This is a genomic window from Bradyrhizobium sp. P3_C3 (assembly GCF_056402655.1).
The window spans coordinates 1-26,518 of sequence record NZ_JBFUGY010000061.1; the positions used below are offsets into that span (position 1 = coordinate 1).

The window sequence follows — 26,518 nt, forward strand, 5'->3', positions numbered from 1 at the left end:
GGGATGAACTGAAGCCCGGTGCCCGAAGTCCCGTCGCCGGGACGGTGGATGCGGTGAAGCCGTTACACGCCCAGTGGCCGTCGTCCGACGAACCACGCGTATCTAGATAGGCTCACCGCTCCCTCTGACAGCATGATGTGGCGGCCAGGCGTCGACCACGAACAGAAGCATGAGCTCGGCGGCGTGGCGTTCACTCGGGAGGCTTGACATCATCGGGCCCATTACAGAAGGGCGCGTACTCCTAGAGGTGCAGACGTCGGCTTTTGGGAGGCCGATTGAGAAAGCTTGGCAGGTCCGTGACGGCACTGGCTTATATAACGGCGCTACTTGCGGCGTTTGCCGTAACTCGCGCATACGCCGCTGACATAGGTTATCTGGCTTCCCCCGGAGTCGCTGCAAACGAGTTTCCCTCACCACAGCGCCCTGTTGCACGGATCGTCAGCCCGCGCCGTGCCGCCGAAGAGCGCCGAGACGCCCTCAATGAGGCCGGTCAAATCGCACGTGCTCTTGAACTGAAACCAGGTATGACAGTGGGCGACATTGGAGCAGGCAGCGGCTACCACACGGTCAGGCTCTCGCACCTCGTCGGCCCCGCCGGCTCTGTCGTTGCCCAGGACGTCACGCGGGATTACCTCATCGAGCTCGCCAGCCGAACAGAACGTCTGAAGTTGACGAACGTGCAATTCGCCCTCGGCGAACCACACGACCCGCGTCTGCCCGCTTCCTCGCTGGATGCTGCAATCCTCGTGCACATGTATCACGAGATAGCCCAACCCTATGCCTTCCTCTACAATCTCGCGGCCGCTCTAAAGCAGGATGCGCAGGTCGGAATTGTCGATCTTGAGCTTCCGACGTCGAAGCATGGCACGCCAATTGAGCTCTTGCGCTGCGAATTGACCGCCGTCGGCTATCGCGAGGTCGCCACATATAAGCTCGCAGGGGACGGAGGATACCTGGCGGTATTCTCTCCGCCGGAGGTAGCGGCTCGAAAATCTCCCCGCGATATCGTTGCTTGTGCGGATCCTGCCGGCACTCGCTGACACCACGCCCCGGATTCCGTCACTTCGCAAACGACCGCGACGGCGGCAAATGCAGGGCCCAGGCATCGACCTTGTCGCTCGCACGCGGATAGATCTCCGTCACGATCGGATCATGGCCGGGAATAAACCTGTCAGGATGTCCGGCGAGGCGTTCGATCGTCTCCCAGCCCTGCGCCATGTCGCCGATATTGTAGACGATGGGGAACGGGCTCCGGCGCTGCAGATTGGCGTAGTAATGCGCGGCATCGGACGCCAGCACCACCGGCCCGCGCGCGGTCTCGACCTTGACCACCTGCAAGCCGTCGGAATGGCCGCCGACACGGTGCACGGTGACGCCGGGCGCGACCTCGCCGTCGCCGGAATAGAAATGGACGCGCTCGCCATAGACATGGCGCACCATCTGCGTGACGTGCTCGACCGAGAACGGATGTCGCAGTAGTCCGTTGCACATGCAGCGTCCCGTCGCGTAAGCCATCTCGCGCTCCTGGAGATGGAAGCGCGCGTTCGCGAAGCGATCGAGATTGCCGGCGTGGTCGTAATGCAGATGCGTCACGATAATGTCGCGAACGCTCGACGCCGCGACGCCAAAGCGCTCCAGCGCATCGACCGGATTGAGCGTCAGCTTGCGCGCCCGCGCGCTCGCCTCCTCGGCATTGAAGCCGGTATCCACCAGGATGTCGCGGCCCTGCCCTCGGATCAGCCAGACGAAATAGTCGAGATCCTGCGCCGCGCTGTCATGCGGGTCGGGCGCCAGGAAGTTCATGTTGGGGGTGCGTGGCGACATCGTCGCATAACGCAGGGCGTAGATTTCGTAGGCGTTTCCCATGGTTTTCTTTTCTGAGTTGGACCTTCGGGGACGATCGAGCGCACCAAGCCATTGTCCGTCGCAAAGGTCAAACACCGGAGGGCTGCGACAGCGTCCAGCCTGCTATGTGAGACCCCTCACATCTTCTTTGTCGCGGCTGCTCCAGCATCCTGCCGCAGAGTCGAACCAGATGGCGCCGAGCACAACCGTGACAGTCCGTTTATTCCCCTCCCGGCGCGCCCACGCATCGCGGTCAATTGTCGCGATAATGCCGAATCTCCAAGCGGTTGACGCCCCCCCTTCCGCGGTTTGATAATGCACATTGCGTAAGTTAAGGTCGCCGCGGCGCAAGCTGGTAACGGCGCCTTTTTGGCTGGACCGCGCTGATTATGAAAATTCGCTTCCTTTTTCTTCTGCCCTTGCTCGTTTCGCTCGTCCCGGTTGCGCCATCCCTGGCCGCCGGCGACCGTTATGCGTTGGTCATCGGCAACGCCAAATATCCGGACGCGGACGCCCCGCTGAAGGAACCGCTCAACGACGCGCGCGACGTCGCCGACGAGCTCAAGCGCGACGGCTTTTCCGTTGAAATCGGCGAGAACCTGACCGGCGACGGCATGCGCCGCGCCTTCGACAAGCTCTATGGCAAGATCAAGCCGGGCTCGGTGGCGCTGATCTTCTTCAGCGGTTTCGGCATCCAGTCGGCGCGCCAGAGCTACATGCTGCCGATCGACGCGCAGATCTGGACCGAATCCGACGTCCGCCGCGACGGTTTCAGCCTGGAGACCGTGCTCGGCGAGCTCAATACCCGCGGCGCGGGCGTCAAGATCGCGCTGGTCGACGCCTCCAGGCGCAATCCCTTCGAGCGCCGGTTCCGCAGCTTCTCGGCCGGCCTGACGCCGGTCATCGCGCCGAACGGCACGCTGGTGATGTACTCGGCGGCACTGGCCTCGGTGGTCTCGGACGCGGGCGGCGATCACAGCCTGTTCGTCCAGGAGCTCCTGAAGGAGATTCGCGTCCCCGACCTGATGGCCGAGGAGACGCTGAACCGCACCAAGATGGGCGTCACCCGCGCCTCGCGCGGCGAACAGGTGCCGTGGATCTCCTCGTCGCTCGCCGAGGATTTTTCGTTCATTCCGGGCGCCGGCGGATCGCGCCCGTCGATGACGGCACCGCCGCCATCGCCGCCGGTCGTCGCCAACAACCCGCCGCCGGCTCCGCCCGCACCGCCTCCGCCGCCGAAGCCGGCGGACACGGCAGCGGCATCTGCTCCAGCACCTGCTCCGGCACCGGCGCCCTCACCGAAACCGCAGGTCGAGGCCGCCTTGCCGCCGGCGCCACCGCCGGTGAAACCGGCCGAGACCACCCCCGCGCCGAGCATGGATAGCGGGCCGAGCGCGGCCGCGCTGGCGGAGGATCCGACCATCAAGGGCCTGACGGCCAAGATCGCCGCCAATCCTGATGACGTGAACGCGCTGTACCGGCGCGGTCAGGTCTATGCCAGCAAGGGCGCCTACAATTTGGCCATCAAGGATTTCGACGAGACGCTTCGGATCAACGCGAAGGACGTCGAGGCGCTGAACAACCGCTGCTGGACCCGCACCGTGGTCGGCGACCTCCAGGGCGCGTTGAAGGATTGCAACGAGGCGCTGCGGCTGCGGCCGAATTTCGTCGATGCGCTGGACAGCCGGGGGCTCGTCAATCTGAAATCGGGAGCGGTCAAGAACGCCATCGCCGATTTCGACGCAGCCCTGAAGATCAACCCGCGCCTGACCTCCTCGCTCTTTGGCCGCGGGATTGCCAAGCAGCGCAACGGCTCTGCGCAGGAAGGCGCGCTCGACATCGCCAATGCCAAGGCGATGGACCCGAACATTGTTCAGGAGTTCGCAAGCTACGGAGTACGCTAGTATTTTTTTGAGTTGAGGCGGAAGACGCCTCGAACCCTCGACGGCCCAGGGAAGACTAACGGACGGATGCCGCAGGCGGCCTTTCCCGGGGGGGGCCATTGCAGGAATTTTGGAACCGCGCGGTCAGCTGCGCAGGAGGGACTGGCAATGAGATTGGCTACCGCGATCCTGTCCATCATCACGGTCGGCGCCGCTCTGTCGCTGACGACCCCGCTCGCATTCGCGGGCGACGACGGCAACAGCAAGAACGTTACCGAGGACGAGATCGTCCGCGCACTGGCGCCGCCGCCGAAGAAGCCGTTGACCCGCGGCCTCTCGATCGCCCCGCAGGCCGATCCCGCACCCAGTGCGGCGGAAACCAAGCTGATCCAGTCCGTGCGCGGCCGCTCGACGCGCTCGCTTTCGTCGACCGAGCGCGAAGAGATCGCGTCGGTGGCCAAGGACAAGCCGAATATCGATCTTGAAATCACGTTCGACTACAACTCGGCCAATATCAGCGCCAAGTCGCTCGCCTCGGTACAGGCGCTCGGTCGCGCGCTGACCAGCCCCGACCTGAAGGGCTCGACCTTCGTGGTGGCCGGCCACACCGACGCCGCCGGCGGCGAGGGCTATAATCAGGACCTGTCGGAGCGCCGCGCGGATTCGATCAAGCGCTACCTCGTCGACAAGTACAGCATCTCCGCGACCGATCTCGTCACCGTCGGCTATGGCAAGAGCAAGCTGAAGGACCCGGCCCAGCCGATGGCGGAGGTCAATCGTCGCGTGCAGGTCGTCAACATGGAAAACAAGACCACCGCATCGAAGTGAGAGCACGACGTAATCCTTTGAAGTGCCAAATCCTTTGAAGTGCCAAGTCGTGATGTGGTGTAAAGTCTTGCTTCAAAAGCGCGTCCCGCAGCCTTGTGGGACGCCGCTTTATTTCAGGGAAACGCTCTCAGCAGGCCTCGTGCGGATGGCCGTGAGCCAGGCCAGGACAATCCGGCGATGAACGCCTCCGAATATCTCAAGCCTGCCGGAACCGTGGTGTTCGTCGTTGCGCTCGGCGTCGGCTATTATCTGTTCGAGCATCGGCATCGCCCCGAGGCGAAGGAAACGCCGAGCGAGGCGCTCGTCATCGTGACGAAGTCGACCAACGCCTGCTTCTCCGACCTCGTGCGGGTGACCGGCTTCTTCGTGCCGCGCCGCGAGGCCGTGGTCGTCGCCGACCAGGAAGGCTCCAGGGTCACCGACCTCTTCGTCACCGAAGGCGCCATGGTCACCGACAATCAGGAGCTGGCGCGCCTGACGGCGCCGCCGCAGATCCCCGGCCAGCCGCAAAGACCCGGCCCGCAAGGCCCGATCTCGCTGAAGGCGCCCGCGCCGGGCCTCGTCACCGAAGTGCGTACCATCGTCGGCGCGCCCGCCTCGCCGCAGGCCGGCCCGATGTTCCGCATCGCCGTCAACAACGAGATCGAGCTCGACGCCCAGGTCCCGGCGGTGCACATGCCCAAGCTAAATCCCGGCGCGACCGTGCGCATCAGCCGCGATGACGCGCCCGATTTGATCGGCCGGGTCCGGCTGGTCGCGCCCGAAATCGACCGCACCACGCAGCTCGGCCGCGTCCGCATCAGCGTCACCAACAATCCATCGCTCAAGGTCGGCGTGTTTGCCCGCGCCTCGATCGACGCCAAGCGAAGCTGCGGCGTCTCTATCCCCAAGACCGCGATCGACCATCTCACCATTCAGGTCGTCAAGAACAATATTGTCGAGACGCGCAAGGTACGGGTCGGGCTGTCGTCCGACAGCGCGACGGAAATCCTGGAAGGCCTCGAGGTCGGCGAAATCGTCGTGGCCGACGCCGGCTCTTCGCTCCATGACGGCGACCAGATCAAGACCATGTTCGCCGATGAACTCGATCGCACGCGGGTACGCTGATGGCTCTCAATATCTCGGCTTGGTCGATCCGCAATCCGCTGCCGTCGGTCGTCTTCTCGATCATCCTCCTGGTCCTCGGCTGGGTGTCCTTCACCAAGCTCGCGGTGACGCGGCTGCCTTCGGCCGACATTCCCGTGATCTCGGTCGTGGTGTCGCAGTTCGGCGCAGCACCCGCTGAGCTCGAATCCCAGGTCACCAAGACGGTTGAAGATGCCGTCTCCGGCGTCGAGGGGGTCAGGCACATCACCTCCTCGATCACCGACGGCGTGTCGGTGACCACCATCCAGTTCGCGCTGGAGACCAACACCGACCGCGCGCTCAACGACGTCAAGGACGCGGTGACGCGGGTACGATCGAACCTGCCGCAGAACGTCACCGAACCGCTGATCCAGCGCGTCGACGTCATCGGCCTGCCGATCGTCACCTATGCCGCGATCTCGCCCGGCAAGACGCCGGAGCAGCTCTCCTATTTCGTCGACGACGTCGTCAAGCGCGCGCTGCAGGGCGTGCGCGGCGTCGCCCAGGTCGAGCGCATCGGCGGTGTCGAGCGTGAGATCCTGGTCTCGCTCGATCCGGACCGGATGCAGGCGATGGGGCTGACCGCGGTCAATGTCAGCCAAAGCCTGCGCGGCACCAATGTCGACGTCGCCGGCGGCCGCGCCGAGATCGGCAAGAACGACCAGGCGATCCGCACGCTTGCGGGCGCCAAGACACTGGGCGATCTCGCCGGCACCATGATCCCGCTGTTCGGCGGCGGTGAGGTCCGGCTCGACGATCTCGGCACCGTCACCGACACCATCGCCGACCGCCGCACCTTCGCCCGCTTCAACGGCGAGCCGGTGGTCGCGCTCGGCATCAAGCGATCCAAGGGCGCCAGCGATGTGAAGGTGGCCGAAGCCGTGCAGAAGCGCATCGACGCGCTGAAGGCCGCCTATCCCGACGTCGACCTGAAGGTGATCGACACCTCGGTCGAATATACCAACGGCAATTACCACGCGGCGATCTCGACCCTGTTCGAAGGCGCCATCCTTGCCGTCATCATCGTGCTCCTGTTCCTGCGGGACCTGCGCGCCACCATCATTGCCGCGATCTCGCTCCCGCTGTCGATCTTCCCGGCGTTCTGGGCGATGGACCTTCTCGGCTTCTCGCTGAACCTCGTCAGCTTCCTCGCCATCACGCTGTCGACAGGTATTCTCGTCGACGACGCCATCGTCGAGATCGAGAACATCGTCCGGCACATGAACATGGGCAAGTCGCCCTATCGTGCCGCACTTGAAGCCGCAGACGAGATCGGCCTTGCGGTGATCGCGATCTCGCTGACCATCATTGCGATCTTCGCGCCCGCGAGCTTCATGTCGGGCATCGCCGGACAGTTCTTCAAGCAGTTCGGCATCACCGTCTCGGTGCAAGTGTTCTTCTCGCTGCTCGCGGCGCGCTTCGTCACGCCGGTGCTGGCCGCCTACTTCCTCAAGCACCATGCGCACGAAGAGCCGCCGCCCGGCCGCGTGCTGCGGGCCTATCACAGGATCGTGGCCTGGTCGGTGAAGCACCATTTCATCACCGTGCTGATCGGCTTCGGGGTGTTCGCCGCCTCAATCTGGAGCATCACGCTGCTGCCGCAGGGCTTCCTGCCGGCGCAGGACAGCGCGCGCTCGCTGCTGGCGCTCGAGCTGCCGCCGGGCACCCAGCTTGCCTACACCGAGAAGGTCACCGAGGACATCGTCGCACGCCTGCGCAAGCGGCCGGAGGTGAAGAGCATCTTCGTCGATGGCGGGCGCGTCCCGCCGGGCACCCAGGAAGTCCGGCGCGCCTCCTTGATCATCAACTACACGCCCAAGGACAGCCGCGACATCACCCAGCGCGAGCTCGAATTCTCGATCAGCCAGGAGCTGGAGAACGTTCCCGACATCCGCTTCTGGTTCCTCGACGAGAACGGCCTGCGCGCCATCTCGCTGGTCGTGACCGGCGTCGACGCCAACATCGTCAACAACGTCGCCAGCGAGCTCGCGACGCAGATGAAGCGGATTCCGACGATCTCCAACGTGATCTCGGAAACCACGCTCGAGCGGCCCGAGCTGCGCATCGAGCCGCGCGCAGATCTCGCCGCGCGCCTCGGCGTCTCCACGGAAAGCCTGTCGCAGACCATCCGCGTCGCCACCATCGGTGATGTCGGGCCCGCGCTCGCCAAGTTCGACGTCGGCGACCGCCTGGTGCCGATCCGCGTCCAGCTCGAGGACGCCGCGCGCGGTAATCTGAGGACGCTCGAACAGCTGCGCGTGCCGCTCGGCGAGCGCGGCGAGAAGGGCGGTGTGCCGCTCTCGGTCATCGCCGACGTCAAGCTCGACCAGGGTCCGACCAGCATCAACCGCTACGATCGTGAGCGGCAGGCAACCGTGGCCGCCGACCTCGTCGGCTCCGCCGCGCTCGGCGACGCGACCAAGAAGATCTACGACCYGCCGGTGATGAAGAGCCGACCGAAGGGCGTGAAGGTCTCGCCCTCCGGCGACGCCGAAAGCCTGAACGAGCTGTCCGACGGCTTCGCCACTGCGATCACCGCGGGCCTGATGATGGTCTACGCCGTGCTGGTGCTGCTGTTCGGCACCTTCCTGCAGCCGATCACCATCCTGTTCTCGCTGCCGCTCTCGATCGGCGGCGCCATCGCCGCACTGCTCATCACCGGCAAGCAGCTCACCACACCGGTCTGGATCGGCATTCTGATGCTGATGGGTATCGTCACCAAGAACGCGATCATGCTGGTGGAATTCGCCATCGAGGCAATCCGCGCCGGCAAGCCGCGCGAGGAAGCGATGATCGACGCCGGCATGAAGCGCGCGCGCCCGATCGTGATGACCACGATCGCGATGGCCGCGGGCATGACGCCGAGCGCGCTCGCGGTCGGCGCCGGCGGCGAGTTCCGCTCGCCGATGGCGCTCGCGGTGATCGGCGGCCTGATCTTCTCGACCATCCTGTCGCTGGTGTTCGTGCCCGCGATGTTCATGGTGATGGACGATCTCGGCGCCCTGATCTGGCGATTCGCAAAGCGCCTGATCGTGCACAGCGAGGATGCCGAGACCGCCGATCATCACGGCGCGGCGCCGGATAAAAAGGGCATGGTACACCCCGCGGCGGAGTAGCTGTGATACGGACGTCGACAGCTCAAGCTGGTTCAGCGAGCGGCGTCAGCGAACCCGACGTCGCAGAAGATCGTCTTCGCTACGAAGCGTTCAAGCGCACCGGTCGCGCCGTCCGAACGACGAAGCGGTTTCGCCGATGTCTCTACTCGTTGCGCGCGATCGCCGTCAGCTTGGTCATGTTCCGCAGCAGGATGCGGCCGCGCTGGAGATCCAGGATCGCCTCCTTGCGCCAGGCCTGAAGCTGGCGGTTGACGCTCTCGCGGGCCGCGCCGACGAAGATGCCGAGCTGCTCCTGCGAGATGTGGACCTCCGAGCCGAAATCGGCGGCGAGCGCGCAGAGCCGCCGTGCCAGCCGCACCGGCAGGGGTTGCAGCATGGATTCTTCCATGCGCTCGCTCTGCCAGCGGATGCGCTGGCACAGCAGCGCGATGATCTTGATCGCGACCTTCGGCTCGCGTTCGAGGAAGCTGAGAAAATCTTCGCGCCGCAGCACGAACAATTCGCTGGCTTCGCCTGCGGTCGCATCCGCAGTGCGGCTCTGGCCGTCCAGCACCGCGACCTCGCCGAACAGGTCGCCCGGCCCCATGAAGTTCAGGGTCAGACGGCTGCCGTCGGAGACGCCGGTCTCGATACGGACCTGGCCCCGGCGCACGCCGAACAGCGCGTCCCCCGCATCGCCCTTCTGGAACAGCACCTCGCCATTCCCCAGATGCTGGGTGTGGCAGAGATTCGACAGCCGCTGGAGCTCGTCTGCGCCGAGATCGGCGAACATCGCGTTCATCTTCAGGATGACCGCAAATTCGGCCTGCTTGCTCATTTCAATGTCCTTGTGAATTTCCTTAGCCAGTTTCCCTGGCAAATTGCTTGGAACCATCAAATCAGGATCGCGTAATACCGCGCCGGGGAAGTGTGTCATAAGTCACATAACTTTGCAGCACCCCCTGACTATTTTTACGTGCTTGGAGCCGCTTCCCGTCCGGGGATAAACTCAGGTGCAAAGGACGGATGCATAGGACGGTCATCTGCGGGATTCGCCGCCGATTGTCCGTCGTTGGAAAGTCGACATGAGAGCAGTGAAATTCGCCGGCGCGGCGATAGCCGCCGTCATCATCGTGATCGGGCTTCTCCTCGTGGTCGGGATTCCCTCGGGATTCCTGACCACGACGATTGCCTCGCGGGTCGAGAGCGCGACCGGTTATCGCCTGTCCATCGACGGCACCACAAAGATCAGCCTGTGGCCGACGCTGAATGTCACGCTCAACGATCTCACGCTTCAGGACCCGAAGGACCGCAGCGGCATCACGCGCCTGACGGTCGACAGCGTGCAGGCCGACATGTCGCTCGCGAGCGTATGGTCGGGCAGCCCGAAGATCAGCGAACTCGTCGTCACCCATCCCGTGCTCCACCAGCCGCTGCTGCGTGAGCGACTGCCGAATGCCGGCACCGCGTCGAAGCCGCTGGCGCTCGACACCGGTGGTGCGACCATCGACCGCGTCAAGGTCATCGACGGTGAAGTCGCATTCGCGCGCGTGCGCGACCGTGTCGAGGGCCGCATCAGCGCCATCAACGCCGATGCCGTCGTTGGCCGCGACCGCAAGGTCGACATCGCCGGCACCGCGCGGGTCGGCGATCACCCGACCAAGTTCGACATCAAGGCGTCGACGCCGGCGCCGCCGGCCGACCGGCCGACCATTCCGGTGGATTTCGCCATCGACATGCCTGATGTGCTGAAGTCCCAGCTCACCGGTCATGCCGAGATGCGGCTGAGCGGCGATGTCGTGATGATCAACGGCGTGAACGGCAGGCTCGGCGACGGCGCCTTCAACGGCTGGGCCTCGGTCGATATTGCGAGCAAGCCTCTGGTCAAGGTCGATCTCGACTTCCAGCGGCTCGCGATTCCGGTCGCGAAATCGCCGGAGGGCACGTCGGGACAGCCCTGGAGCAATGCACCGATCGACGTGTCCGGGCTCAATTATGTCGACGCACAAATCAGGATCTCCGCGAACGAGGCCGTGATCGGCGATGCGCGCCTGGCGCCGCTGGCGCTCGATGCGAAGCTCGCCGGCGGCGTGCTGAAGGCCGGCACCGCCAATCTCGGCGCCTATGACGGCCAGGGCTCGGGCGAGGTGATCCTGGATGCCACAAGCGGCGCACCGAGCTTTGCCATGCATTCCGATCTCGTCGGCGTGCGCGCGCTGCCGCTGCTCCAGGGCCTTGCCGAGTTCGACCGGATCGACGGCAAGCTGCAGGCCAAGCTCGCGCTGCGCAGCGCCGGCACCAGCCAGCGCGCGCTGATGGCGAACATGCAGGGCACGGCCTTCGTCAATTTCCAGGACGGTGCCATCCGCGGCATCAATATCGCGCAGATGATCCGCTCGCTGACATCGGGCACGCTGTCCGGCTGGCAGGACAGTGAGGCCCAGAGCACGGATCTGTCGCAGCTCTCGGCGTCCTTCCGCATCGACAAGGGTCAGGCGGTGACGACCGATCTCAATCTGATCGGACCGCTGGTACGCGTGACCGGCGCCGGCACCATCGCGCTCGACACCAAGATGATGGGTTTTCGCGTCGAGCCGAAGCTCGTGATGACCACCGAAGGCCAGGGCCGCACATCGGAGCCGGTCGGCTTCGGCATTCCCGTGATGATCCAAGGCAGCTGGTCGCAGCCGCGGATCTACCCTGACATGGCCGGCATGCTGGACAATCCGGACGCCGCCTATGCCAAGCTGCGCGAGATGGGCAAAGGCCTGTTCGGCCCTGATGGCGCCGGGCTCGGCAATCTCCTGGGCAGCCTCGGGCTGGGCGGCGCCGCCGCGCCGGACAGCGGCAACGCGGCCGGCAATGCCAATCCGCAAGCCCAGCAGCCGGGACAGAACAACCCGCTCGGCGGCCCGCTGGGCGAGGCAATCGGCAATTTGATCCAGCAGGGGCTCTCCAGCGGCGCGGGGACCAGCACCGGCACCGGCCGCAGCCGCGGCCTGCCGGCAACACCGTCCACCCCCGCTCCGCAAGCCTCTCCCGCGCCCCCGGCCCAGGACGACCCGGCGGTGGTGCAGCAGGACAGCCAGCCGATGAACGACGTGCTGCGACAGCTCTTTAATCGATGATTGGCCGACCAACGCACTGGACTCCACGCCAATCCCTACATCGGCCTCCCCGTCCGCCGCTTCATCCAAAGGGATGAGGCCGCGACAATTCCACGACCCCTTCGGCCGAGCCCCGGCCTCGACAGCGGTAACCACGCCGGCCGGTCCACAGGTCGCTGGACGGCCCGCTGGCCCGAATTGTGGTAGAAGGGCGCCTGGACCGGTACGGCCCGTAGCGTCGGCGTCGATGACGGCGCGAGAGGATCTGGATGGCGGGAGCGAAAGACAAGACACGGTTTCTGCGCGAGGGCCTGTTCGCCAAATACGTCGTCTCCCTCGTCGGCCTCGTCGTGTTTGTCCTCGCCGTCAACGGCGCGATGGAGACCTGGATCTCCTATCGCGCCACCAAGACCCAGCTGACCGACGGGCTCGACGACAAGGCGCAAGGAGCCGCCCGGCGGATCGAGCAGTCGATCTCCGAGCTCGAGCGCCAGATCAGCTGGGTGACGCGGGCAAGCCAGGACACGCTCGAGAAGCGCCGCGCCGACTACGCATCGCTCCTGCACCAGGTCTCGGTCGTCAATCAGCTGTTCCAGCTCAACGGCGAGGGACGCGAGGTGCTGCGCGTCTCGCGCCAGTCGACCACGACCGGCGGCAATGCCGACCTCTCCCGCGACATGCGCTTCACCGACACGGTTGCCCGCGGCGTCAGTTACGCGCCGGCCTGGTTCTCCGACCGGACGCCGATGATGTCGATCTCGGTGGCGCATTCCGGCTTCAATGCCGGCGTCACCGTGGCCGAGATCGATCTCAGCTTCCTCTCCGACTTCCTGTCCGACGCCCAGGTCGGCAAGGCCGCGTTCGCCTATGTGGTCGATCCGCGCGGCCGCGTGCTGGCGACGTCGTCGAAAGGGCCCGATGTCGGCAAGGACCTGTCGAAGCTGCCGCAGGTGGCGGCGGCGATTGCGCCCGGCCGCGAGCCCGACACGTCGGGTACCGACTTCAACGGCCATGCGGTGATGAGCGCCGCCAGCACCGTGCCGAAGCTCGGCTGGAACGTGATGTTCGAGCAGCCGACGACGCAGGCGTTGATGCCGATCCGCGACCAGCTCGTGCGCATCGCGCTCTTGATCGGCATGGGCCTGATGGTCGCGATCCTCGCCGGCACGCTGCTCGCCCGCCGCATGATCATCCCGATCACGGCGCTGCGCGATGGCGCGCACAAGCTCGGCGAAGGCGATTTCAGCCACCGCATCGACGTCCACACCTCCGACGAGCTGGAAGACCTCGCCGGCCAGTTCAACCGCATGGCCGGCCAGCTCCAGGAAACCTATTCGGACCTGGAGACCAAGGTCGAGGAGCGCACCCGCGATCTCGCGCAGTCGATCAACGAGCTCAAGGCGCTGGAAGAGGTCGGCCGTGCGGTCGCCTCCTCGCTCGATCTCAACGCCGTGCTACCGACTATCGCGGCGCGCGCGATCGAGATCACACATGCCGATGCGGTGCTGATCTACGGCTTCGATGCCGAGACGCGCCGCTTCAACCTGATCGAATCCAACGCCATCGACAAATCGGCCGACGGCGCGCATGTCACGATCCAGCAGGGCGCGAACATCCTGAGCGATGCCGCCGACAGCGGCGAGCCGATCGCGATTGCCGATCTCGACCGGGCCTCCGAGCAGCCGCTGCGCGACGTCGCGATCGATGCCGGCTTCCACTCGGTGCTGGTGGTGCCGCTGGTGGACCAGCAGGGCACGCTCGGCTCGCTCGTGGTGCTGCGCCGGGCCGGCGGCGAGTTCGGCGGAAGCCTCACCGGCCTGATGCGCACCTTTGCCAACCAGGCCGTGCTGGCGATGCGCAACGCGCGGCTGTTCACCGAGGTCGATCACAAGGGCCGCGAGCTCGCCGCGGCACATAACACCGTGCAGCAGCAGGCGGCCAAGCTCCAGGAGCAGACCGAGCAGCTTCGCAACTGGAACCGCTCACTGGAAGAGCGCGTCGAGAAGCAGCTCGGCGAGATCAGCCGCATCAAGCGGCTCGAACGATTTCTCGCGCCGCAGGTCGCCCAGCTCATCGCGTCGTCGGATGGTCATGACTCGCTGCTCGACAGCCATCGCCGCGAGGTCACCGTGCTGTTCTGCGATTTGCGCGGCTTCACCGCCTTCACCGAGGCGACCGAGCCGGAAGAGGCGATGAACGTGCTGCGCGAATATCACGCAGCGCTCGGCAAGCTGATCTTCAAATACGAGGGCACGCTCGACAAATATGCCGGCGACGGCGTGATGATCCTGTTCAACGCGCCGATCCAGTTCGAGGACCACACGCGGCGCGCGGTGCAGATGGCGGTGGAGATGCGCGACACGATCGGCCCGCTGACCGAGAAGTGGCGCAACCGCGGGCACACGCTCGGCTTCGGCATCGGCATCGCGCTCGGCTATGCCACGCTCGGCCAGGTCGGCTTCGAGCAGCGGCTGGAATACGCCGCGATCGGCAGCGTCACCAACCTCGCCTCGCGTCTCTGCGACGAAGCCAAGGCCAACCAGATCGTGGTCAGCCGCCGCGTCTACGGCATCGTCGAGCCCTGGGTCGAAGCCCGCGCGCTCGACGACCTCGTGCTCAAGGGGTTCAATCACCCGGTGCTGGCGATGGAGATATTGTCCTGGCGCGAGGAAGTGGAGAACGTGGTGGATGCCGCGGCGGCGCGGCGGAGAGGGTAGCCAACAACAAAAAGCGCGAAAACAACCCCATGCACAGTAGACGGGGGCTGTCGGATCAATGACTTACGCGGGTGCCGGAGTGGTTTGACACGTCGGGCAAAACGCCGGCAGGATGGTATCATCTCCCACACCGCGCCCACGAACCACATCCCTCCTCCCTGCGACTAACCATCGCCTCGGCGTCGAGGCTCGATTTCGGATGGAGACGATCGTGGCGTTTGCCTTGCCTTCGCGCGCGTATGATTTGCAGATGCTGGACCGTCCCGCGGATCGTGCGCGCGATCACGGTTGGGTCTTTGGCCTGCCGCCGGGCATCACATCCGAGCAATGGCCGCTCGATCCCGTCACCGGCTTTCCGCTGATGCACGGCTTCACCTTGAAGCTGCCGGATGATTATCGCGTGCATGGCGAGGACATCGTTGCGGTCTCGTTCTTCGCCACCGCGCCCGATCACAATGACGGCGGGGCGCCCGATGATCCCGAGATTCGCGAGGCCGTGGCGGCGCGACCAGCGCATCCGCGGCTTTCGCGCATGACCGATATTCTCGACTACGAATATGCCGCGCTGCTCCTGACCAAGGCCGAATATGAGGGCGCATTCGCGGCGCCGCCGGCACCGCTTCCGCTTGCGACAGCAGATCGGCCGCGCTGGCTCGACGTCGGCGGCGCCAGTGCCTTCTTCGAGGCCGCCGCGCCTTACGCGAAGAAGATGTTTGCCGCGCAGCCGCGCGCCGATCTCAGCGAGACCCGCGCGATTACGCTTGTACCGCGCGCGACCGATCCCAATGCCGGCAAGGGCCCGCAGGACGAGCACACCCGCCAGAATCCGCCGACCGATTATCAGCCATACTATTACTATGTCGGCGGCGTGCCGAGCCGTGACAATTTCCGCCTGCATGACTGGGGCAAGGACCACGCGCACAACCATCTCGGCGGCACCATGCGGCCGTGCCAGGCGGTGCCGGAGATGAGCCCGTTCTACATCGAGTTCGAGGAATATTTCGGCGGCTACAATTTCGGCGGCGGCAACGCGCAGCTCGACTTTAGGGATATGAAGTTCGACTGGGCGTGCGGCTGATCACGCCCCGCGCTTCGGCCCGATCGCCTCGAAGCCGGCCTTCTGCTCGTCGCTCAAGTCTGCCTCGAAATCGTCGAGCGCGTCGCCGACGCCCTTCACCGCCTGCAGCATCGTCTCCAGCCGCGCCTTCACGGCGGTGAGGCGGGCCTGTGGCGTGGGCTCGGCGTTGGACGGGCACGCACTCAGTGTCTCCATGGTGCGCAGCGTGGTGTCCTGGAGCACCTCCAACCGGGCGCGAGCTGTGTCGTCAAGCCGCAGCGTGGACGCGATCTCGCCGGCGGGCCATTGCTGCTGCATGAGCTGCTCGTATTGCCGCTGCGCCTGAACATCATAGCGGGGATCGTAGCCGGCCTCGCAGGCGGCTGGCGCCTGCGCGTCCTTGCGCTGGCCGGCCGCAAGCGCGGCACGGCGCTCATTGGCCAGCGCGTCGAGCTTTGCCTTCTGGCCGGCATCGAGAAGATCGACGAATTTTGCGAGCGGCGGCGCGATTGCGTCCGTCGCCTTGATCATGGCCGCGAGGCGCGTCTGCATCAGGCCGAGGCGCTCCGCGGCGGTCGCGGGGGCCTGCGTCGGGCAGGCCGTGCGAATGGTGTAGCGCGCAGCCAGCCATGCGGTCGCGAGCTCATCGAGCGCCGTGCGCTGCAATTCGTTCGGCTGCACCAGCGCGGCGATGCGGTCGACCGGCAGGCCGCCGGTGTCGCTAGCATCGCAAACGGCCTCGACCGAAGGGACCTTTCGCGCGCGCCTGCCTTGCGGCGCTGTGTAGGCGGCGAACTCCGTGGCCGCATAGGGCGCGAAGATCGCGGCGTAGATGTCGCCATAGCCATAGAGCGAGAGACTGGTCGTATCGCCCAGGATGATTGCGGTGGTGAGGTCGTCATGCGCGAACGGCCAGAACACCGGGCCCGCCCAGCCATAGCTGCCATCGGGGTGGCGCCACCAGCCCTGCGGGCGGCGGCCACCGTGCCAGCCCGACAGCGCAGCTTGCGCCGTGAGCGCCGCACGCAGGATGTAGGGGTTGGCTGGCTGGCCGCGCTCGGCGCCGCGAGGATCCTGCGACCTCAACGCGGCGGAGCGGTATCGGCCGCCCCGTACCGCCATGCGCGAATGGCGCAGGCGCGACATGCCGATCACGTGGCCGACGGCAAAGCGCGCGACACCGAGCGGGCCGCCGCGCAATCCGAACTGCGCCTCGGCTTTATTCGGCAGCAGCACTGCCGCAACCATGAGAGCAGCGCCCGCCAGCGCCAGTCCCGTGCGTCCGGACATGAAAGCGGACCTGACCACCTCGGCCTCCTCCCAGCGCCAAGCGCGCACTGGGTCGCATCACAATGACGCGCTGGGGAACCGAATGTTCCGGAGAGACGGAGGGCAAAGCGTCGCAACGCGCACCGGCGTTGCCGATGCGACCTCAATCCGCCTTCCGCGGCACCACAAAAGTCTGGCCGGGATAGATCAGGTTGGGGTTGTGGATCTTGCCCCGGTTAGCGTTGAAGATCACCGCGTAGTGGGCGCCGTCACCGTAAGCGAGCTTGCTGAGAGCCCACAGGCTGTCACCGCGGGAGATCACCCGGTTGCCGCCTGCTTCGGCCGGTGCGCCGCTGATGGCGTCCGCCGGCGACGCCGATGCAACGGTCGTGGCCGCGGGCGCTCGCGCCATGACCCTGGGTTTCGGTGCACCGATAAATCTCGGCTGAACCGTGGGCCTGTCATGCGCCGATGCCTGGCGCGACGATGCCGACGGCAGGGATGCCACGACATCAGACTTGTCGTCGGGCTTCTCGGCGTGCTTCGGCGCTTGGGCCGGCTCCTGCCTCGCGACCCGCGCGGGCGGCGGAGCAGCTTCGGCGATGGTCACCGGCATGCTGCGGCCCGACTGCGTGACGGTACCATCGGGCGCTTTCGCCCGCAGGGTCAGTTCATAGGAGCCGGCGGGAAGCTGGGGCGGGGTCATCACGAACTGGCCCGAGGCATCGGCGACCACCGTATCGAGCGGTTTGCCGTCGCGCAGCAGCTCGACCTGCGCACCCGGCGCGGCCCGACCCGCGATCACCGCCGCCTCGCCGTGATCGTCAACGCGCGCGACGTCGAACCGCGGGCCGGCATCGGTCGTGGCCGCCGGCGGCTTGGCCGGCACGAGATCGGCCAGCGCCGTGGCCTGCTTCTGCGTCTCGGCCAGCGCATCGACCTTCGGCGCTGAGGCCGGGGACTCCGATGGCGCAGGCGGCGCGGCGGCGGCGAGCTTCGGCTCTGGCTTGGTCTCGGCCTTAATCTCGGCCTTGGTCTCAGCTTTGGCTTCGGGCTTTGCCTCCGGCTTGGCGGCGACGGCGATCTCGGTCTGCGCGCCGCCCGGCAGCAGGCGGCGCAGCTCGGTGGGACCGATCACCAGCAGGGTGCCGCCCACCGCGAGCAGGCAGAATGCAATGAAGGCCTTGGAAGCGGTGATCATCAGACAATGAACCCTTGGGTCGCAAATCAACCGAAGCCGGCAAATTGCGCCGATTTGGCTGCGTCAGCAAGTCGATCATTGGGATGATGCACCTTTCGTTCCGGCACGCCCGGCGTGAACCGGCGGGGCACCGACGGCGTCAAATCACCGAGGCCGCATCGCGGTCATTTCTTGAGGATTTTTTTCCGTGACCGCATTTTGCCGTCCCGCACCATGGCTGGCGCTTGTCCTGACGCTGTCCGCCTCTCCGGTGCTCGCCGCATCCGGACCGCCGCCGGACTACATCCTCACCGCCAATGCCGGCCTCGCCTTCACCTCGCCCGATGGCGCCACCAGGATCGAGCAGTACATGAAGGACGGCGGGGATTGGGACGTCAAATGGCAAGCCTGGGCTCGCCGCGGCGAGCAGATGACGGAGCTGAAGCCCGAGCAGGGCTACGGGGCCGGCTTCCGCTTCACCGGCGACTCGCAATGGCTGGTGCGGATGCAAAAGACCGGCTCGGGCGAGCAGGACCTCTATCTCTACCATGTCGAGAAGGGCGCCTTCGCGAGCGCGACGAAGAAGCCGCTCAGCGATCTCGCCTGGGCCTATTTCTACGGCCGGCCGGAGACGAAGAGGTTCGCCAAGCTCGACTTCCACATCTCGGTCAATCTCATGGAGGGTACGGAAGAGGCCTATCGCTCGCTCGGCATGGACTGGCCCAACAACCGCTACCTCGTGATCTCGCTGTCGGGCGAATATGACAACCATCCCAAGAACGTCGCCATGAAGGGACTGGGCGGCTGGCGTTGCCGCTATGATCTCGAGACCGGAAAGTTCGACGTGCCCGAGACGTTCGCCAAGAAGAATGCGGAAGCCTTGAGGTGGGAAATCCGCCGGTGATCCCCTGAATCGCGTCAGCGTAAATCCAGCCTGCGGAACTCCCGCCGACCGAGGGAAACCAACCCTCTGATTCCGTTCCGATTCATGTTTTCCTAACCCTTACTGGTAACGGGCTCTTGTCGGTTTTGCTGCATCTTGCATCCCACGGGAGGGCTGGATGGGCACATCAATCCGATGGACCACGCGCATGCGCGCGTTGCTCCGCCGTTGGCAGGGCGCGCCGCTGACGTGGCTGATCGCCGGCGGCTTCGTGCTGATGGTCGCGATGGCCATCGGCACCGCGCTCACCGTCGATCGTTTCCGGCAAAATGCAATCGAGAGCGGCCGCGACAGCCTGGAAAACTCCGTGCGCATGCTCGCCCGGCATTTCGACCGCGAATTCACCGACTTTGCGGTGCTCCAGAAGAGCGTCATCGCCGAGCTTGAAAGTCACGGCATCGCATCCGCCGATGTCTTCCGCAGCGAGATGGCCACGCTGGCCATGCACGAGGTGCTGCGCGCCAAAGCCAGCGGCTGGTCCGACGTTGCCGGCGCCAACGTGTTCGATTCCAACGGCGTGCTGATCAACTCGTCGCGGCGCTGGCCGGTCGCCGAAATTTCGGTCGCCGACCGCGGCTACTTCAATCGCCTCAGGAACGATCCGGCCTCGCAGGAAGAGATCGAAGTCGTGCCCGGCCGGCTCGGCAACGGACCTGCGATCGTGTTCGCGCGACGTGTCTCCGGTCCCCACGGCGAATTCCTCGGCATGGTGTCGCGGGCTATTTCGCCGGAGCAGCTCGAATCCTTCTTCGCCTCGGCCGGGCTCGGCGAGGAATCCTCGATCGCGATGCACCACCAGAATGGCCAGCTGCTCGCGCGCGTTCCGCATGTCGACGCGATGATCGGACAGAATTTTCGCAACGGCACGCGCGAGCAGATGGCGGTGTTCGAGCGCACCTTCGTCACGACGCAGCTCGCCAGCCCGATCGACGGCAAGGACCGCATCGTCGCCGCGCGCCTCCTGACCGGCGAGCCGCTGGTCGTGGTCGCGACCAAATCGCTGGACGCGACGCTGGCGACCTGGCGGACGCAGACAAAATTCTTCGTCGCCGTCGCCGTGCTGTCGATCGGCCTGCTCGTGCTCACGCTGTTCCTGATCTTCCGCCAGATGACTCGCAGGCTCGCCGCGGAGAAGCAGCAGCTCGACACCGCGATGAACACCATGACGCAAGGCCTGTTGATGTTCGACCAGGACGAGCGGCTGATCGTCTGCAACCGGCGCTACGTCGAGATGTACGGACTGTCGGCCGACGTGGTGAAGCCCGGCGCCTATTTCCGCGACGTGATCCAGCATCGCCATGACACCGGCTCGTTCCACGGTGACGTCGCGTCCTATTGCGACGACATTCTGAGCAATACCGGGCGAACCCAGAGCGCCGTCGTCGAGACCGCGGACGGCCGCCTGATCGAGATCAAGAACCAGCCCGGCGCCGCCGGCGGCTGGCTCGCGACCCACGACGACGTCACCGAGCGCATCCGCGCCGACGAGCGCATCGCGCATATGGCGCATTACGACGCGCTGACCGACCTGCCCAACCGCGTGCTGATGCGCGGCCATCTGGAGCGCCGCATCGCGGAGCTTGCCCAAGGCCAGCCGTTCGCGATCCTCTACATCGACGTCGACGAGTTCAAGGGCGTCAACGATTCGCTCGGCCACGAGGTCGGCGACGAGCTGCTCCGCCAGGTCGCCAACCGCCTGCGCGCCTGCGTCAGCGGCAACGACCTCGTTGCGCGCCTGGGCGGTGACGAATTCGCCATCGTCAAGGCCGGCACCAGCGACCAGGCCGAGCTGACGGCGCTTGCCGAAAACATCCTGAAAGCGCTGCGTACGCCCGTGGACTGCAAGGGCCAGGAGATCCCGACCGATGCCAGCATCGGCATCGCGATCGCGCCGGATCACGGCGACAATCTCGACGACCTGCTCAAGCGCGCCGATCTCGCGATGTATGCCGCGAAGTCCGAGGGCCGCCGCACCTTCCGCCTCTTCGTGCCCGAATACGACGCCAAGGCGCGGCTGCGCCGCCAGCTCGAGCTCGACCTGCGCCAGGCCCTCGCCCGCGGCGAGTTCGAGGTGCATTACCAGCCGCTGGTCGATCTGGCGGCCAATGTGGTCAACGGCTGCGAGGCGCTGCTGCGCTGGCGCCATCCCGAGCGCGGCATGATCTCGCCCGCCGATTTCATTCCGGTCGCGGAAGAGACCGGACTGATCGGCGAGATCGGCGAATGGGTGCTGAAGCAGGCCTGCACCGAGGCGGCAAGCTGGCCCGGTGATATCCATGTCGCGGTCAACGTCTCGCCGGTGCAGTTCCGCGCCAGGACGCTGGCGCTCAAGGTTGCAGCCGCGCTCGCGGAGTCAGGACTTGCGCCCGGACGGCTCGAGCTCGAGGTCACCGAGACCGTGCTCATTCGCGACGACGAGGAGGCGCTGACGATTCTCCAGCAGCTGCGCGAGCTCGGCGTGCGCATCGCGCTCGACGATTTCGGCACCGGCTATTCGTCGCTGAGCTATCTGCACCGCTTCCCGTTCGACAAGATCAAGATCGACCGCAGCTTCATCAGCGACATCGGCCAGTCCGAGGATTCCTCTCCGATCGTGCAGGCGGTGGTGCACATGGCGGCCGCCCGCCACATGGCGACGACGGCCGAAGGCGTCGAGACCGAAGCCCAGCGCGAGGTGCTGCGGCAGCTCGGATGCAGCCAGATGCAGGGCTGGCTGTTCAGCCCGGCCGTGCCGGCAGCGAAACTGAGGCAGCTGTTATCGGCGCAGGCGGTGGCGGCTTAGCGCGGCCAGTCACCCCATCCCTCGCCGACGCCTCGCTACTTCTTCTTCGCCGGTCCGAAATCCGGTTGCCAGGCGGCTTCCTTGCGGCTCGGCGCCGCCGCGATCACCTTGGATTTTTCCTTCTTCGGCTTCTTGGTTTCGCGATTACCGCGTTGCTGGCCCTTTGCCATGTCGCTCTCCGTTGGTTCGAGCTCGTCGAGCTCATCCGATTGCAGCAGCTGTCCACGAGGGGTGCAGACCCTGACGTCCATGTAGCCTTCGCGCAGCAGTTTTCGAGCGAGGCGCAGCGCGAACGTCGCCTTGCCGCGACCGAGATTGGAGCTGCCGTATTCGTTGGTCCCGCTGACCAGATACGGCACAATTGTTGCCCTAGCCATTGAAGATGGCGGCCGCGCCGACGAGAAGCAGAAGAAACCGCGGAACCATCACCGGCGGCACGATCCGATCCGCGATGCGAACGCACGCCATCGAACGCTCCTGCGAAGCCTTCGGCGGGAGCACACGTGCCCCTCAGTCACCGGTCGAAGCCGTTGAGACGTGCGGTGATGGCAGCGACCCTACGCGCGCACCGAGCCAATAGCGAGGGTTAAAATGCTGCGGAAACAATGGCTGCCGTGACATCGTCGCTTGCCGGCCCGGCGACGATAGTACTGGCTATTGCCGCGGCGAGCGCGCATGGTCGTGATGGCCGGCACCGGTTGGGGCTTCACTTGCGAAAGGCAGGCGTGCATGACCATCCGCTCGCGGCGTGAAACCGTCACCTTCAGGCATCCGTTCCGCATCCGCGGCGTCGAGCGCATGTTGCCAGCCGGCGCCTATGAGGTCGTCACTGACGAGGAGGCGATCGAGGGCCTGACCTTCGCGGCCTATCGCCGCGTTGCCACGATGATCACCGTGCCCGCCGAAGGCCCCCGCGGAACCATGGAGATGCTGTCGATCGGCTCGGTCGATCTTGCGAACGCGCAGGCCGCAGACGCGAGCGTGGCGAATGACTGACCGCACCGTCGATCTCGACAAGCACCGCGGCATGGCTGCGCAGAAGGCGACCGACCTGCGCCGCGCGCTGGCGGAGGTCGAGGCCAATGTCCGGGAGCTGCGCGAGCGCGAGGCCGATCTCGAGAACCGCATGATGACGGTGCCCGCCACGTCCTGGCCGGAAGCGGCGGTGAAGGCGCGCCATCTGCTCAACCTCTATGCTGCGAGCCTGCCCGCCGAGGACACGCGCCACCGCGCCCTGGTGGCGGCGCTGTTGGACGATTTCGTCCGGCTGTCGGGGGATGACTGAGGCAAACGACGACCGCCTGCAGTCTCGACGCGCGCCATGCTCCGGCCAACCGGGAATCGGGCGGCGATGATTTGAGGGACAATCATGCCAAGAAGCAATCAGGTGACGGAGTAAGCCATGACATTGACCAGCGGCCGCTTTATCGGCCACGAATACGATCGGATGATCGTCCGGTTCTCGATGCATGACGGCGCCAGGGAGATTCCTTGCGCAATCTCGACTTCGGCGATGGACTACCTCGAGCCTAGCCCGCAGGTCAGGCCCGAGCAACGTGAAGCCCAGTTCACGCGCCTGCGGGATCGCATCGAAGCACGCGCGGCAAGCAAATATCGCGCGACGGAGTTCGAAGGTACGCCGCCCGGCATCGTGCTGCGAGGCATCGACTTCAGGCTATAGGGACCCGAGCCTTGACATCCGGCAGGGGCGGCTTGCGCTCAAAAGGCTTCTTCTTCGGCGGCGCGGGCAGCAATCCTTCGCGGATTGCCTGCTTCCGCGCGAGCTTGCGGGCGCGTCGAACGGCCTCGGATTTCTCGCGAGTCTTTCTCTCCGAGGGCTTTTCGTAGGAACGCCGCTGTTTCATTTCCCGGAAGACGCCCTCGCGTTGCATCTTCTTCTTGAGAACACGGAGTGCCTGCTCGATATTGTTGTCTCTGACGAGTACCTGCAATCGATCCTCCTCCTCGCTTGGGGCTGCAAATGCGACACGCCCTGCATGGCAGCCAATTGCGCAGGAGCTTCATTGCGAATTTTGAGGATAGCGCCGCGACATTCGTCGCCAGCTTCGGACAAGTCGATGCGCTTGTCACAGCGATGCAACTTCGCGCTGGCACGTGACCACTCCAGTGCAGCCCTGTCAATCGATAAAGCCTTGGCTGCACCTCGACCGGATCGTGTGAAGCCTCTCGATCGAGGCGCCGGAGCTGCCTGGCTGAGCCAAATCGGCCTTGCCGTCCTTGCAGAAAATCGAACGAGACATATATCGAGGGCGTTCGATCAGCCGCTGTGCCTTGTTGAATGCGCCCGCGGGCACCTTTTCCAAAGACATCGACGGAGTTGAAAGCGTTCGCGCGATTGTCGCGCGCCAGCCCGTTCGATCCCCGGATTGAGCGGGTTTTGCCGGTTGCACAACGGAGTGAAGCATGAGCGCCAGGAAATCCGCCGAGCTGTCACCCGAAAGCATCGCGCGCTCCAATCGCAGGCGCCTCGCCGCCGAAGAGGGAGCACTTGCAATGGCAGACGTCGAAAGGCAGTCCGTCGAGGTTCGCAAGAACATGGCGCGGCTTCGAGAGGCACGCGAGGCCAAGCAAGCGGCCGACGCAGCCCTTCAGGCCGCCTTGCCGGCGCCCGCGGTCAGGAAGCGCGCGAGCAGAGCGGCGCGAAAGCCGTCTTCGACGCCGGCGACGGAGCAGCCATCGCTACCCGCGAACGGTTCATAGCCCCGGAGATCGGGCCTCAGGCGCGCGGGCTCACTTCGCCTGCTTTGCCGCCCGGATCTCGGCGAACTCGGCGTCGGGATGGGTGACGATGGTGGTGAACATGATGCCGCTGATGATGAGCGACCAAGCGGTGTTCCAATAGATCCAAAACACGTGCCAGCCTCCGGTTCGACCTCGTCCGCTTGCGGGATCAGCATAACGGCAAGGCGAGGCTGATGTTCCCGGCGCGAAATACAGCGCTATTTTTGTTTGGTCGGCGGCAGCGTGCGATCGGTTTGGCCGGTGTGGCGCTTTGCCACGACGTCCTCATCGTGCGGACCCTCGCGCGGGCGCGGCGGCGGCTTGGGCTGGCCTTTCTGGCCGCCATGCTTGCCGCCCATGTCGGGCTTGCCTTCGAGGTCATTTTCACGGGGCATATGGGTCAATGCACTTCCGCGGCATTGGTTCGCAACGCCGATGCGATGTTGTGCCTGTGAACGAGTTCATAGGATCGTCGCCGTTTGCAGTGCACGATCATGTGCGGGCCCCGGGGTTTCAAACAACGGATGGACTTGGCTTGATGCGGAAACGATTGGTCGCCTGGACCATTTTGACCTGCGCGCTGCTGGCGGTGGCCGTGTGGGGCCTGCTCGGGGCACCCAACACTGCGTCCGGCCCGCATCTGCCCTCCCGCAGCCAGACGGCCGCAGTGCGGTAGCCGCCCGCGCGACCGATACAATTTCGGCATCGATCGATCTTCAACCGGAACTTGGTACGGCGGCACGGCGCCCGCTATCCTCCGGACAAAACGACAAGGCCGTAACGCTGTAAGGAGGAGCCCCATGCCGAGACCGACACGCCGGATCGCGCCACGCGCTGCGATCGCCACCACCCTCGCCTTCCTCACCCTCGTTTCTGGAGTCAGCCCCGGCATGGCCGAGACCTTCGCCTATGTCGGCAACGCCGACAGCAACGACATCAGCGTGTTCAAGCTGGCCGAGAGCGGCGAGATGACACCGGTGCAGACCGCCGCCTTCACCGGCGTCGACAAGCCCGGCTCCTCGACACCGCTCGCGATCACACCCGACCACCGCGTGCTGATTGCCGGCGTGCGCTCGCAACCATTCCTCGCGGTCAGCTTTGCGATCGATCCAAAAACGGGCCAGCTGAGCCCGATCGGCAACGGACCGCTCGCCGACAGCATGGCGAACATCGCCGTCGACAGCACTGGCAAATTCCTGTTCAGCGCCTCCTATGGCGGCAACAAGGTCGCGCTCAATCCGCTGCTCGCCAACGGCGTCGCCGGCGAGCCGAAGCAGGTGATTCCGACCGGGCTGAATGCGCACGCCTTCCTGCCCTCGCCCGACAACCGCTTCGTGTTCGCGACCAATCTCGGTTCGGATCAGGTGCTGACCTTCGCGTTCGATGCAGTCGCGGGCACGCTGACGCCGAGCGACCCGCCGGTGACCAAGGTGCCGGAGAAATCGGGACCGCGGCACTTCGTGTTCCACCCCAACGGCAAGTTCGTCTATCTCATCCATGAACTGAACGGCGACGTCGCGGCGTTCAGCTATGAGGCCAAGAGCGGCGCATGGGACGAGATCCAGCGCACCACCGCGCTGCCGGAGGGCTTTACTGGCAAGGATTCTGATAAAAAGCCCTGGGCCGCCGACATCCACATCACTCCGGACGGCCGTTTCCTCTACGCCTCCGAGCGCACCACCAATACGCTCGCCGGCTACAAGGTCGACGCAACAAGCGGCAAGCTGACCACGATCGGCAGCGTGCCGACGGAGAAGCAACCGCGCGGCTTCCACATCGATCCGTCGGGGCGCTACCTCGCCGCGGTCGGCGAGCTCTCCGACAGCATGACGGTCTATGCGATCGACCAAAGCAGCGGCGCGCTCACCAAGCTGAAATCCTATCCCACCGGCAAGAAGCCGAACTGGGTGGAGTTCTTGACGCTGCCGTGAGGGATCCAGTGCCT

At 65.5% G+C, this 26,518-nt stretch carries 25 protein-coding genes; 17 read left to right on the forward strand and 8 right to left on the reverse strand.

Annotated elements, in window-relative coordinates:
- Positions 1-296: 296 nt before the first annotated feature.
- Positions 297-1,040 carry a class I SAM-dependent methyltransferase gene (locus tag AC1DW2_RS39345; protein ID WP_477008723.1) on the forward strand — a complete coding sequence of 248 codons (744 nt, stop codon included), beginning with the start codon at positions 297-299 and terminating at the stop codon, positions 1,038-1,040.
- A 19-nt stretch (positions 1,041-1,059) separates the two neighbouring features.
- Here AC1DW2_RS39345 and AC1DW2_RS39350 read toward each other — a convergent pair whose 3' ends face one another.
- The gene (locus tag AC1DW2_RS39350; protein ID WP_477008707.1) at positions 1,060-1,866 is read right to left on the reverse strand and encodes an N-acyl homoserine lactonase family protein; all 807 of its coding nucleotides are present in this window, start codon (positions 1,864-1,866) and stop codon (positions 1,060-1,062) included.
- Between the two features lie 368 nt (positions 1,867-2,234).
- On the opposite strand from AC1DW2_RS39350, the gene AC1DW2_RS39355 reads away from it, so the two are divergent.
- The 4 genes from AC1DW2_RS39355 (at position 2,235) to AC1DW2_RS39370 (ending at position 8,797) form a co-directional block, all read left to right on the forward strand.
- Positions 2,235-3,749 carry a caspase family protein gene (locus tag AC1DW2_RS39355; RefSeq protein ID WP_477008708.1) on the forward strand — a complete coding sequence of 505 codons (1,515 nt, stop codon included), beginning with the start codon at positions 2,235-2,237 and terminating at the stop codon, positions 3,747-3,749.
- Between the two features lie 147 nt (positions 3,750-3,896).
- Entirely contained in the window at positions 3,897-4,556 is a 660-nt protein-coding gene (locus AC1DW2_RS39360) for an OmpA family protein (RefSeq protein WP_477008709.1), read from the forward strand.
- A gap of 177 nt (positions 4,557-4,733) precedes the next feature.
- The gene (locus AC1DW2_RS39365) at positions 4,734-5,663 is read left to right on the forward strand and encodes an efflux RND transporter periplasmic adaptor subunit (protein ID WP_071908567.1); all 930 of its coding nucleotides are present in this window, start codon (positions 4,734-4,736) and stop codon (positions 5,661-5,663) included.
- Positions 5,663-8,797 (forward strand): efflux RND transporter permease subunit, encoded by a 3,135-nt coding sequence (locus AC1DW2_RS39370; protein WP_477008710.1) that lies wholly within the window; start codon positions 5,663-5,665, stop codon positions 8,795-8,797. The genes AC1DW2_RS39365 and AC1DW2_RS39370 overlap by 1 nt, the downstream gene beginning before the upstream one ends.
- Before the next feature lie 142 nt (positions 8,798-8,939).
- Here the strand turns inward: AC1DW2_RS39370 and AC1DW2_RS39375 are convergent, their stop codons facing one another.
- Positions 8,940-9,614: a Crp/Fnr family transcriptional regulator gene (locus AC1DW2_RS39375; RefSeq protein WP_028149299.1), complete on the reverse strand. Its 675-nt coding sequence runs from the start codon at positions 9,612-9,614 to the stop codon at positions 8,940-8,942.
- Between the two features lie 247 nt (positions 9,615-9,861).
- On the opposite strand from AC1DW2_RS39375, the gene AC1DW2_RS39380 reads away from it, so the two are divergent.
- The 3 genes from AC1DW2_RS39380 (at position 9,862) to AC1DW2_RS39390 (ending at position 15,678) form a co-directional block, all read left to right on the forward strand.
- Positions 9,862-11,904, forward strand: coding sequence for an AsmA family protein (locus AC1DW2_RS39380; RefSeq protein WP_477008711.1), 2,043 nt, complete (start codon positions 9,862-9,864; stop codon positions 11,902-11,904).
- Between the two features lie 248 nt (positions 11,905-12,152).
- Positions 12,153-14,600, forward strand: a complete 2,448-nt coding sequence (locus AC1DW2_RS39385; RefSeq protein WP_477008712.1) for an adenylate/guanylate cyclase domain-containing protein — start codon at positions 12,153-12,155, stop codon at positions 14,598-14,600.
- 211 nt (positions 14,601-14,811) lie between these two features.
- Positions 14,812-15,678, forward strand: a complete 867-nt coding sequence (locus AC1DW2_RS39390; RefSeq protein WP_477008713.1) for a hypothetical protein — start codon at positions 14,812-14,814, stop codon at positions 15,676-15,678.
- Here AC1DW2_RS39390 and AC1DW2_RS39395 read toward each other — a convergent pair whose 3' ends face one another.
- Together AC1DW2_RS39395 and AC1DW2_RS39400 are read right to left on the reverse strand one after the other, a co-directional pair.
- Positions 15,679-16,947, reverse strand: a complete 1,269-nt coding sequence (locus AC1DW2_RS39395; protein WP_477008724.1) for a Spy/CpxP family protein refolding chaperone — start codon at positions 16,945-16,947, stop codon at positions 15,679-15,681.
- 142 nt (positions 16,948-17,089) lie between these two features.
- The gene (locus tag AC1DW2_RS39400; RefSeq protein ID WP_477008714.1) at positions 17,090-18,127 is read right to left on the reverse strand and encodes a LysM peptidoglycan-binding domain-containing protein; all 1,038 of its coding nucleotides are present in this window, start codon (positions 18,125-18,127) and stop codon (positions 17,090-17,092) included.
- 187 nt (positions 18,128-18,314) lie between these two features.
- Here AC1DW2_RS39400 and AC1DW2_RS39405 point away from each other — a divergent pair, with 187 nt between their 5' ends.
- Both AC1DW2_RS39405 and AC1DW2_RS39410 read left to right on the forward strand, forming a co-directional pair.
- Positions 18,315-19,010, forward strand: a complete 696-nt coding sequence (locus tag AC1DW2_RS39405; RefSeq protein ID WP_477008715.1) for a hypothetical protein — start codon at positions 18,315-18,317, stop codon at positions 19,008-19,010.
- Between the two features lie 157 nt (positions 19,011-19,167).
- Positions 19,168-21,831 (forward strand): bifunctional diguanylate cyclase/phosphodiesterase, encoded by a 2,664-nt coding sequence (locus tag AC1DW2_RS39410; RefSeq protein WP_477008716.1) that lies wholly within the window; start codon positions 19,168-19,170, stop codon positions 21,829-21,831.
- A 35-nt stretch (positions 21,832-21,866) separates the two neighbouring features.
- Here AC1DW2_RS39410 and AC1DW2_RS39415 read toward each other — a convergent pair whose 3' ends face one another.
- Positions 21,867-22,190 (reverse strand): hypothetical protein, encoded by a 324-nt coding sequence (locus AC1DW2_RS39415; protein ID WP_477008717.1) that lies wholly within the window; start codon positions 22,188-22,190, stop codon positions 21,867-21,869.
- Positions 22,191-22,560: 370 nt separating this feature from the next.
- Here AC1DW2_RS39415 and AC1DW2_RS39420 point away from each other — a divergent pair, with 370 nt between their 5' ends.
- From AC1DW2_RS39420 to AC1DW2_RS39430, 3 genes are all read left to right on the forward strand, one after another.
- Positions 22,561-22,827 (forward strand): hypothetical protein, encoded by a 267-nt coding sequence (locus tag AC1DW2_RS39420; protein ID WP_085403708.1) that lies wholly within the window; start codon positions 22,561-22,563, stop codon positions 22,825-22,827.
- A complete protein-coding gene (locus AC1DW2_RS39425; RefSeq protein ID WP_028149307.1) occupies positions 22,820-23,116 on the forward strand; it encodes a hypothetical protein in 297 nt (98 codons plus the stop codon). The genes AC1DW2_RS39420 and AC1DW2_RS39425 overlap by 8 nt, the downstream gene beginning before the upstream one ends.
- Positions 23,117-23,233: 117 nt before the next feature.
- Complete coding sequence (locus AC1DW2_RS39430; RefSeq protein ID WP_028149308.1) at positions 23,234-23,512, forward strand: DUF1488 family protein; 279 nt, start codon at positions 23,234-23,236, stop codon at positions 23,510-23,512.
- Here the strand turns inward: AC1DW2_RS39430 and rpsU are convergent.
- Positions 23,502-23,783, reverse strand: a complete 282-nt coding sequence (rpsU, locus tag AC1DW2_RS39435) for a 30S ribosomal protein S21 (protein ID WP_063980487.1) — start codon at positions 23,781-23,783, stop codon at positions 23,502-23,504. The two genes, AC1DW2_RS39430 and rpsU, sit on opposite strands and share 11 nt — an antisense overlap.
- A gap of 186 nt (positions 23,784-23,969) precedes the next feature.
- Complete coding sequence (locus tag AC1DW2_RS39440; protein WP_477008725.1) at positions 23,970-24,296, reverse strand: hypothetical protein; 327 nt, start codon at positions 24,294-24,296, stop codon at positions 23,970-23,972.
- On the opposite strand from AC1DW2_RS39440, the gene AC1DW2_RS39445 reads away from it, so the two are divergent.
- Entirely contained in the window at positions 24,256-24,552 is a 297-nt protein-coding gene (locus tag AC1DW2_RS39445) for a transcriptional regulator (RefSeq protein WP_477008718.1), read from the forward strand. The genes AC1DW2_RS39440 and AC1DW2_RS39445 overlap by 41 nt on opposite strands.
- A gap of 30 nt (positions 24,553-24,582) precedes the next feature.
- On the opposite strand, the gene AC1DW2_RS39450 is transcribed toward AC1DW2_RS39445, so the two are convergent.
- Positions 24,583-24,705 carry a hypothetical protein gene (locus AC1DW2_RS39450; protein ID WP_256376446.1) on the reverse strand — a complete coding sequence of 41 codons (123 nt, stop codon included), beginning with the start codon at positions 24,703-24,705 and terminating at the stop codon, positions 24,583-24,585.
- A 62-nt stretch (positions 24,706-24,767) separates the two neighbouring features.
- Here AC1DW2_RS39450 and AC1DW2_RS39455 point away from each other — a divergent pair, with 62 nt between their 5' ends.
- The 3 genes from AC1DW2_RS39455 to AC1DW2_RS39465 all read left to right on the forward strand — a co-directional run bounded on the left by AC1DW2_RS39455 (position 24,768) and on the right by AC1DW2_RS39465 (position 26,504).
- Positions 24,768-25,028: a hypothetical protein gene (locus AC1DW2_RS39455; protein WP_477008719.1), complete on the forward strand. Its 261-nt coding sequence runs from the start codon at positions 24,768-24,770 to the stop codon at positions 25,026-25,028.
- Between the two features lie 83 nt (positions 25,029-25,111).
- A complete protein-coding gene (locus tag AC1DW2_RS39460; protein WP_175627410.1) occupies positions 25,112-25,249 on the forward strand; it encodes a hypothetical protein in 138 nt (45 codons plus the stop codon).
- A gap of 124 nt (positions 25,250-25,373) precedes the next feature.
- Positions 25,374-26,504: a lactonase family protein gene (locus AC1DW2_RS39465; protein WP_477008720.1), complete on the forward strand. Its 1,131-nt coding sequence runs from the start codon at positions 25,374-25,376 to the stop codon at positions 26,502-26,504.
- Positions 26,505-26,518 lie beyond the last annotated feature (14 nt).

What these genes read in the sequence shown, in the direction of transcription:
- AC1DW2_RS39350 (WP_477008707.1), bottom strand. Translation starts at nt 1,866, where the DNA reads ATGGGAAACGCCTACGAAATCTACGCCCTGCGTTATGCGACGATGTCG.
- AC1DW2_RS39425 (WP_028149307.1), top strand. Translation starts at nt 22,820, where the DNA reads ATGACTGACCGCACCGTCGATCTCGACAAGCACCGCGGCATGGCTGCG.
- AC1DW2_RS39430 (WP_028149308.1), top strand. Translation starts at nt 23,234, where the DNA reads ATGACATTGACCAGCGGCCGCTTTATCGGCCACGAATACGATCGGATG.
- AC1DW2_RS39360 (WP_477008709.1), top strand. Translation starts at nt 3,897, where the DNA reads ATGAGATTGGCTACCGCGATCCTGTCCATCATCACGGTCGGCGCCGCT.
- AC1DW2_RS39400 (WP_477008714.1), bottom strand. Translation starts at nt 18,127, where the DNA reads ATGATCACCGCTTCCAAGGCCTTCATTGCATTCTGCCTGCTCGCGGTG.
- AC1DW2_RS39355 (WP_477008708.1), top strand. Translation starts at nt 2,235, where the DNA reads ATGAAAATTCGCTTCCTTTTTCTTCTGCCCTTGCTCGTTTCGCTCGTC.
- AC1DW2_RS39465 (WP_477008720.1), top strand. Translation starts at nt 25,374, where the DNA reads ATGCCGAGACCGACACGCCGGATCGCGCCACGCGCTGCGATCGCCACC.
- AC1DW2_RS39440 (WP_477008725.1), bottom strand. Translation starts at nt 24,296, where the DNA reads ATGCTTTCGGGTGACAGCTCGGCGGATTTCCTGGCGCTCATGCTTCAC.
- AC1DW2_RS39375 (WP_028149299.1), bottom strand. Translation starts at nt 9,614, where the DNA reads ATGAGCAAGCAGGCCGAATTTGCGGTCATCCTGAAGATGAACGCGATG.
- AC1DW2_RS39385 (WP_477008712.1), top strand. Translation starts at nt 12,153, where the DNA reads ATGGCGGGAGCGAAAGACAAGACACGGTTTCTGCGCGAGGGCCTGTTC.
- AC1DW2_RS39455 (WP_477008719.1), top strand. Translation starts at nt 24,768, where the DNA reads ATGTTCCCGGCGCGAAATACAGCGCTATTTTTGTTTGGTCGGCGGCAG.
- AC1DW2_RS39445 (WP_477008718.1), top strand. Translation starts at nt 24,256, where the DNA reads ATGAGCGCCAGGAAATCCGCCGAGCTGTCACCCGAAAGCATCGCGCGC.
- AC1DW2_RS39460 (WP_175627410.1), top strand. Translation starts at nt 25,112, where the DNA reads ATGCGGAAACGATTGGTCGCCTGGACCATTTTGACCTGCGCGCTGCTG.
- AC1DW2_RS39365 (WP_071908567.1), top strand. Translation starts at nt 4,734, where the DNA reads ATGAACGCCTCCGAATATCTCAAGCCTGCCGGAACCGTGGTGTTCGTC.
- AC1DW2_RS39395 (WP_477008724.1), bottom strand. Translation starts at nt 16,947, where the DNA reads ATGTCCGGACGCACGGGACTGGCGCTGGCGGGCGCTGCTCTCATGGTT.
- AC1DW2_RS39410 (WP_477008716.1), top strand. Translation starts at nt 19,168, where the DNA reads ATGGGCACATCAATCCGATGGACCACGCGCATGCGCGCGTTGCTCCGC.
- AC1DW2_RS39380 (WP_477008711.1), top strand. Translation starts at nt 9,862, where the DNA reads ATGAGAGCAGTGAAATTCGCCGGCGCGGCGATAGCCGCCGTCATCATC.
- AC1DW2_RS39420 (WP_085403708.1), top strand. Translation starts at nt 22,561, where the DNA reads ATGACCATCCGCTCGCGGCGTGAAACCGTCACCTTCAGGCATCCGTTC.